General features: G+C 71.3%; 7 protein-coding genes. 4 read left to right on the top strand and 3 right to left on the bottom strand.

Features of this window, described 5'->3' with window-relative positions:
• The coding region (gene rpsT, locus JF886_RS10615; protein ID WP_337312259.1) for a 30S ribosomal protein S20 at window positions 1–437 on the top strand (437 nt) is incomplete at its 5' end.
• Window positions 438–480: 43 nt separating this feature from the next.
• A complete protein-coding gene (locus JF886_RS10610; protein ID WP_337312257.1) occupies window positions 481–1,713 on the top strand; it encodes an MFS transporter in 1,233 nt (410 codons plus the stop codon).
• Between the two features lie 50 nt (window positions 1,714–1,763).
• Here the strand turns inward: JF886_RS10610 and holA are convergent, their stop codons facing one another.
• On the bottom strand, window positions 1,764–2,750 hold the full coding sequence (gene holA, locus JF886_RS10605; protein ID WP_337312255.1) for a DNA polymerase III subunit delta: 987 nt from the start codon (window positions 2,748–2,750) through the stop codon (window positions 1,764–1,766).
• Window positions 2,751–2,850: 100 nt separating this feature from the next.
• Here holA and JF886_RS10600 point away from each other — a divergent pair, with 100 nt between their 5' ends.
• Entirely contained in the window at window positions 2,851–3,699 is an 849-nt protein-coding gene (locus JF886_RS10600; protein ID WP_337312253.1) for a sulfurtransferase, read from the top strand.
• Window positions 3,696–3,959 (top strand): DUF1416 domain-containing protein, encoded by a 264-nt coding sequence (locus JF886_RS10595; RefSeq protein ID WP_337312251.1) that lies wholly within the window; start codon window positions 3,696–3,698, stop codon window positions 3,957–3,959. Before JF886_RS10600 ends, JF886_RS10595 begins: the two co-directional genes overlap by 4 nt.
• A gap of 13 nt (window positions 3,960–3,972) precedes the next feature.
• Here JF886_RS10595 and JF886_RS10590 read toward each other — a convergent pair whose 3' ends face one another.
• Window positions 3,973–6,219 (bottom strand): ComEC/Rec2 family competence protein, encoded by a 2,247-nt coding sequence (locus JF886_RS10590; RefSeq protein WP_337312249.1) that lies wholly within the window; start codon window positions 6,217–6,219, stop codon window positions 3,973–3,975.
• Window positions 6,216–6,794: a ComEA family DNA-binding protein gene (locus JF886_RS10585; protein WP_337312248.1), complete on the bottom strand. Its 579-nt coding sequence runs from the start codon at window positions 6,792–6,794 to the stop codon at window positions 6,216–6,218. Before JF886_RS10585 ends, JF886_RS10590 begins: the two co-directional genes overlap by 4 nt.
• Window positions 6,795–6,817: the final 23 nt, after the last annotated feature.

Here is a 6,817-nt window from a genome sequence, read left to right as displayed (position 1 = left end):
TCCGCAATCGCGGAGTGCGGTCCTCGGTGCGCACCTACGTCGGCAAGGCGCGCCAGTCGCTGCTCAGCCTCGAACCCGGCAACACCGTCGACGTCGAGGAGCAGCTCAAGGCCGCGGTGCGCGCCCTCGACCGTGCGGCCGAGAAGGGCATCCTCCACCGCAACAACGTGAACCGCCGCAAGTCGCGGCTCACCGCCATGGCGGCGCGCCTGATCCGGGCGGCGTCGGAGGGTGGCGAGCATGCCACCGAGCTGCGCGCAGCGGCAGCCGGAGGAGCCAAGGGACGGGGACGGGCCACGACGGCGGCCAAGAGGCCCGCGGCCAAGGCCCCGGTCAAGGCCCCCAAGGCGGCGGCGAAGTCGCCGGCCAAGGCGACCTCCGTGCCGAAGACTGCGGCGGCAGGCTCGGGCGCGGCTGCCCAGCCCAAGAAGAAGTAGCCGGCCCGCACCGCGACCGGCGCCCTTTGCCTGCCTTGCCGCGGTGAGGCGGGCGGTCTGGCGCCAGCGGGACTTCGCTCTGCTCTGGGCCGGGCAGACGGTAAGCGAGATCGGCAGCGCGGTCACCACCCTGGCTCTGCCCACGCTGGCCATCTTTGCCTTTCACGCGGGCCCGGCTGCGGTCGGGCTGATGGTCGCAGCGGAGCGGGTGCCGTTCCCGGTCGTGGCTCTGTTCGCGGGGGCGCTCGTCGACCGCGTGCGCCGCCGCCGGGTGATGATCGGCAGCAACGTCGCGCGCCTGCTGATCCTCGCCGCAATCCCGGTGCTCTCAGCCATCGGGGAGCTACGACTGTGGGAGCTCTTCGTGGCGGCGGCCGGGATGGGCGTCTTCACCGTCTTCTTCGATGTCTCGTACATGGCGTACGTTCCGGGGCTTGTTGGCGCCGACCGGATGCTCGAGGCCAACAGCCGCCTGCAGGTGACGTGGTCGGCGGCCCTGACGATCGGCCCGGGGCTCGGTGGCGTGCTCGTGCAGGCCGTGGGCGCGGCACGCGCGGTGCTCGTCGATGCGTTCTCATTCGCTGTCTCGACGGTCGCGCTCCTGTCGATCCGACAGTCCGAGCCTCGTCCGGCTGAGGCCGCCCCACCACGCCGCCTCTTCGCCGAGGTCGGCGAGGGACTGCGCCACGTATTCGGGATCCCGGCGCTTCGTGCTCAGCTTCTGTGCCTGACGGCCGCCGGAGTTTTCTCGCACGCGTATGAGGCGCCCCTGTACATCTTTGCGTACGATCGCCTGCACATCAGCCCGGGTCTGCTCGGCGCGATGCTGGCGTCACTCGGGGTCGGCGCCATGATGGGGTCCTTCGTCGGCTCGCGCGTCATCGAGACGCTGGGCGTGGGTCGCACCATCTCTCTCGCCAGCGGCTTCGCGAGCGCCGTCATCGGCCTGGTGCCGCTGGCAATGTTCGTGTCGCCGGCTGCCGTGATGTTCCCAGTGCTGTTTCTCAGCGGCGCGGTCGGAGTGGCCGGCGACATTGCGCAAGTGACGCTGCGTCAGTCGCTCACACCCACGCGACTGCAGGGGCGCATGAGCTCTGTGTTTCGCACCTTCTTCTGGGGCGCATGGCCGCTCGGCAACCTCCTCGGCGGTCTGCTAGCGGCGGCGATCGGCGCCCCGGCGACGCTTTGGATCACGGCGCTGCTGGGAACGCTCGGTTGCCTGGCCATCCGCCTCACGCCGCTGTGGCGGGTGCGCGGATTCCCGGCATCGGCCTGACGCTTGGGCTCACAGAGGTCGACGCGACCCTGTGACTCGCGAGACGGCGGTCATGCGGTGCGGCGTTCGCGGCGCTCGGCGAGCGAGCCGGCGGCAGCCAGACCCCAATGCCTCAGGGCGGCCGCGTCGTCGATCTCCCCCGCCTTCATGCCGGCGTCGATCCGCTGCAACTCGTGCATCCAGCGCGTCGCCAGCACCGCGGGGATGGCCTGCGCGGTGCGCACCACGCGCTCGGCCCGCCAGGCGGGAATGCGCATCGCCGACGCCAGCGCCGCGGTGCCGCGTGGTCCGCGCAGTAGGAGCGCGTGAACCATGAGCAGGTCGCGGATCTGCCCGGCGAGGATCGAGAGAAGGTACTGGGTCGAGCGGCCCTCGGCGATGAGGTCGGTGAGCAGCGCGGCGCCCGCCGCGGGCTGCGGTCCGGCGAGCAGATCCAACACCCTGTAGAGCTCGAGCTGCTCCGTGCCGGCCACCAGGCGCTCCAACTGCTCGGTGGAGATGCGTTCGCCGTGGGCGGCGATCTTGTCGAGCTCCCCGCCGATCGCGCCCAGGTCACCCGCGGTGCAACGAAGCAGGAGATCCGTGCCACCCGGCGGCAGTCGCAGGCCGCGCGACCTCACCTCGGTGTCGAGCCACTGGCGGCGCTCGGAGGGACGCAGCTTCTGGTGGTGCACCACCTGGCCCCCGCTGGCCTGGATGGCCGCGAGGATCGGGTTGCCGGCAGCCACCGTGGCGCGGATGGCGAAGCAAACCTGTGTGGTGCGAGAACGCATCGCGAGCGCTCTGATCAGCTCGTCGACGCCGGCGGTGCCCCGGCGTGCACCGCTCAGCTGGGGCAGGTCACGGACCAGCACATGCCGTTCACTCGCGAAGAGCGGCACGTCGACGAGGCTGGCGATCAGCGGCTCGAGCCTCGCCGGCGCATCGATGACCTCGATGTCGTCGGCGTGCACTGCAGCGCGCCACCGCGCCACTGTGGCGTCGACGAGGTGCGGCTCATCGCCGTGGACGAGTAGGAGTCCGGGACCATCACTCACCGGACAATTGTGTGCGGCGGCGAAGCCCGGACGTCCGCCGGGCTCGGCCTCGGCGCTCTGCTAGGGTGAGACGGCTGATCGCTCGACGAAGGAGCTGGACGTGGAGTATGCCAAACCGAACATCCTGATCTCGACGGACGAAGTGGCTGCGCGCCTTGGCAGCGCGGACCTCCACCTCATCGAGGTCGACGAGGACACCGCCGCATACGAGCGTGGTCATCTGCAGGGCGCGCTGCCGCTGAACTGGCGCGACGAGCTCCAGAGCCAGGACTCTCGCGACGTCGTCGCGCAGGAGGGGTTCGAGGCGCTGATGGCCGCGCGCGGCATCGACGAGAACACCGAGGTGGTGCTGTACGGCGGCAACAACAACTGGTTCGCGGCGTACGGGTACTGGTACTTCAAGCTGTATGGCCACGACCACGTGCGCCTCATGAACGGTGGGCGCAAGAGGTGGGAGCTGGAACAGCGCCCCCTCGCCACCGACGTGCCCAGCCCGACTCCGACTACCTACAAGGCAAAGCCGATCAACCAAGCGATCCGAGCACTGCGTGACGAGGTCATCGCCGCCGTCGGCACGACGCCCATGATCGATGTGCGCTCACCCGAGGAGTACAGCGGTGCCCTCGCCGCCCCTGCCCACCTGCCGCAGGAGCAGGCGCAACGGAGCGGGCACATCCCTGGCGCGGTCAACATTCCGTGGTCGCGCGCCGCCAACGAGGACGGCACCTTTCGCTCGGCGGACGAGTTGCATGCGCTCTACCTGGACTCCGGCAAGCTGAGCGCCGATGACGCGCCGATCGCCTACTGCCGCATCGGCGAGCGTTCATCGCACACCTGGTTCGTGCTGCACGAGCTACTCGGCATCGAGAAGGCGAGGAACTACGACGGCTCGTGGACCGAGTACGGCTCGCTGGTGGGTGTGCCCATCGAGACAACGTCTTCGGGGTGAGGCTGCAGGGCCGGGTCACCGCGGCGCAGCTACCGGTCGAAGGTGCGTACGTTCAGCTGATCGGCCCCTCGGGGGACTTCACAGCCGAGGTGCGCACCGACGAGTCCGGCCGATTCCGCTTCTACCCGCTCGCCGGGTCATGGGAGCTGCGCGTGTTGCTGCCCGGCGGCCGGCACCTCGAGAGGCCGGTCACCATCACCACCGGCCAGAGCATCGACGTACAGATCAGCGCCGATGACGACGTCGAGACGGAGACGTGAAGGGACTCGCCGCTCAGCCGCCGGGGCGCGCGAAACCTCCGTCGGGCACGGCGTCGTACTCGATGTCACTGTCCTTGCCGGTGACCGCGACGTCGAGCCCGAGCGCGTTCAGCCCCGGCGGGTTTCGTTTGGCCGGCACCGCCACCCGGGCGGGTCGAACCGCGGCGAGCAGCGCGCTCGACGGCGCGGTGGACGTGGGCGCCACCAGCAGGTCGGAGCGCAGCTCTGTGGCCAGCATGCTGGCGAGCTCGTCCTGCGCCGTCTGGGCGAGGTTGGCCGTGATCAGAACGGTGGCTCGCCCGTCGCTCAGCTGCACGACGCAAGGCGCCGATGCCGCCGGACCGGTGGGGACGCAGCGCCCGGTGATGGCGCCGAAGCGCCAGGGGGACGCCCCGGCCACGACCACCCGGGTTCCCGTCCCCACCAGCGAGCTGACCACCGTCTCGAGCGCCGGGGGCAGTGGCTGAGAGACCACCAGCGTCCCCACATCGTAGTGGCCGAGAAGGCTGGCGATGGCCGCCGAGCTGGCCCGGTCAGTGGCGGTCAGTACCACGGCGTCGAGGTGACGATCGAGCGGGGACAGGACACGGCCCAGCGCGGCCAGCAGCGCCGCGCCATCGGAGCCGCCGTCGATGAGCGCCACCCCGCCACCGGGCGGGCGGACGAGCACCGCCGCGCCGTTGCCGACATCGAGCACGGTGACCCGCAGCGGCTCTGTGGCCAAGCTGGAGACGGCGACGGTCGTCGCCGACGCTGCGACCAGGGCGGCCGCCAGGGCCGGCACGAACCGAGCGAGCGGCGCCGGCCGCGCGTGACGTCGCCAGACCAGCCAGCCCGCCCCCGCCGCCGCCAGTTCCACGGCCGTCCACTCCGCCGGCCAGAGGTGGAGGTGAAGGGCCGACCCGGGGAGTGAGGCGGCGCCCCTGGCGACAGCCAGGATGGTGCCGCTGAGGAGCCCACCCGCCTGCAGTGGCAGCCACCCCAGCGCCGGCACCACGCTGCCAAGAAGCGCCCCTGCCCCACCAACGGTGATCACCAGGGGGAGAAGAGGCAGCACCATCGCGTTGCCGAACGGCCCGATCAGCGACAGGACGCCGAAGGTGGCGGCCGTCACCGGCGCGGTGGCCAGTTGCGCGGCGACGGTGAGAGCAAAGGGTTCCGCCAGCAGGCGCGGTCCGGGAATGCGGGCGGCAATCGGCGCCCCGAGAAGGAGGATGCCGGCGGTTCCCAGGAAGGAGAGCTGGAAACCGACGTCGGTGGCGAGCGCGGGATCGACCGCCAGCAGACACGCCGCACACAGCCCGAGAAGCGCGAATGAGTGAGGACGGCGGCCGTCGCGGCTGAGGAGCAGGCCGGCACCCACCATGAGGCTGCTGCGCAGGGCGGCGGCGCCGGCACCGCTGAGCACGACGTACAGAAGGATCACGCCCAGGGTGGCGACGGTGCGACGGCGACGCGACCAGCGCCGCCGCCGGGCCAGGCCGTTGACGAGCCCGGCGATCATCACCACCTTCAGCCCGCTGACCGCCACGATGTGAATAAGGCCCGCATCCTGTAGCGGGGTGCGCACCGACCCGGGGAGGGTGCCGTGGATGCCGAACGCCACGCCGAGCAGGAGGGTCGCCTCCGGCTCCGGCAACGCCCGCGCCACTGTGGCGGTGAGCACGCGCCGCAACTGCTGGGCGACTCTGGCCGGCGTTGGCCCGCCGGGAGCGGTGGGTGTCACCTGCGCGGCGGTGGCGATGGCCGTGACCCCGACACGGTCGAGCGCGGCGGCCGACAGCGCTGCCGGACGTCGCGAAGGCGCGCGCAGGTCGGCGCTGGCGACGTCGACTGCGTCGCCGGGCAGCACGTCGACGGCGTGGAGTGGCTCGACCACCACCGCGCCGCTGACGCTCCACGTTCCAGCGGACGTTGCCAACTCGTGGACATCGACGACGATGGTGTCGACCCGGCCGGGCACACCGGCATCGCCGACGGTGCCGCGCAAGACGACCGCTCCGCGGCCGAGATGACCGGCGACGCCGGCCGGCCCGTAGTCGACGGCGAATGCGCTGGCCCCGCGCCACGTCCCCACACAGCACGTCGCGACGCCCACGCACGCGGTCACCACCCGCCAGCTCGCAAATGTGACCCAGACGACAGCGCATGTGGCGATGGCCATCGCGATTCCGAGGCGTGCATCGAGCGGGGCCAGCGCGATGCACGACGAGAAGGCAGCCGTACAGAGCGCTAGCCTCCACGGACCGGCGGCGCTCACGGCAGCGAGGTCGTGAAGCTGAGGTGCTTGCCGATCAATTGCGCGGTTGCGGTGTCGAGCCCGAGCGCCGTGCGCAGGTCGGCCAGACCGGCGAACGGTCCCCACTGCGCGCGCGTGTCGACGATGGCCTGGGCGAGATCGGCAGTGATGCCTGGGACGGTCTCCAGCTCGGCGACCCCCGCCGCATTGACATCGATCCGCGCCGATGCGCGCGCGCCGCTCGTCTTGGCGAAGGGCACGTTGACCTGGTGTCCGTCGTGGAGGAGCGCTGAGAGGTTGGGTAGCCTGCCGGGGTCGGCGGCGGGGAGAACACCGCCTGCATCGGCGATGGCGTCGGCGATGCGCGCGCCCGTGGCCAGCTCGTAGAGACCGGGGTGCGCCACAGCTCCGCTGACGAACACCAGCAGGGTGGCCGCGGCGCCGGGAGCCGCCAGCGCCGGCGTGGTCGCGAGCACCGGTTGATCACTGCCGCGCGCAGTCATCACCGCTCCCACCGCCACCGCCGTCGCGGCGAGCACCGTCAGTCCGATGACCCGTCCCGACCGCCGCTTCAGGGCACCAACCAGCGCAGTCATGCGTGGCAGTGTCGATTGGTGAC

The sequence above is a fragment of the Candidatus Aeolococcus gillhamiae genome, assembly GCF_016464765.1.
Classification (GTDB): domain Bacteria; phylum Chloroflexota; class Dormibacteria; order Aeolococcales; family Aeolococcaceae; genus Aeolococcus; species Aeolococcus gillhamiae.
This window is presented reverse-complemented; position numbering and strand designations above follow the sequence as displayed.

Bases quoted from the DNA above. Each gene is read 5' to 3' on its own strand.
- JF886_RS10585 (WP_337312248.1), bottom strand. From the start codon at position 6,794: ATGACTGCGCTGGTTGGTGCCCTGAAGCGGCGGTCGGGACGGGTCATC.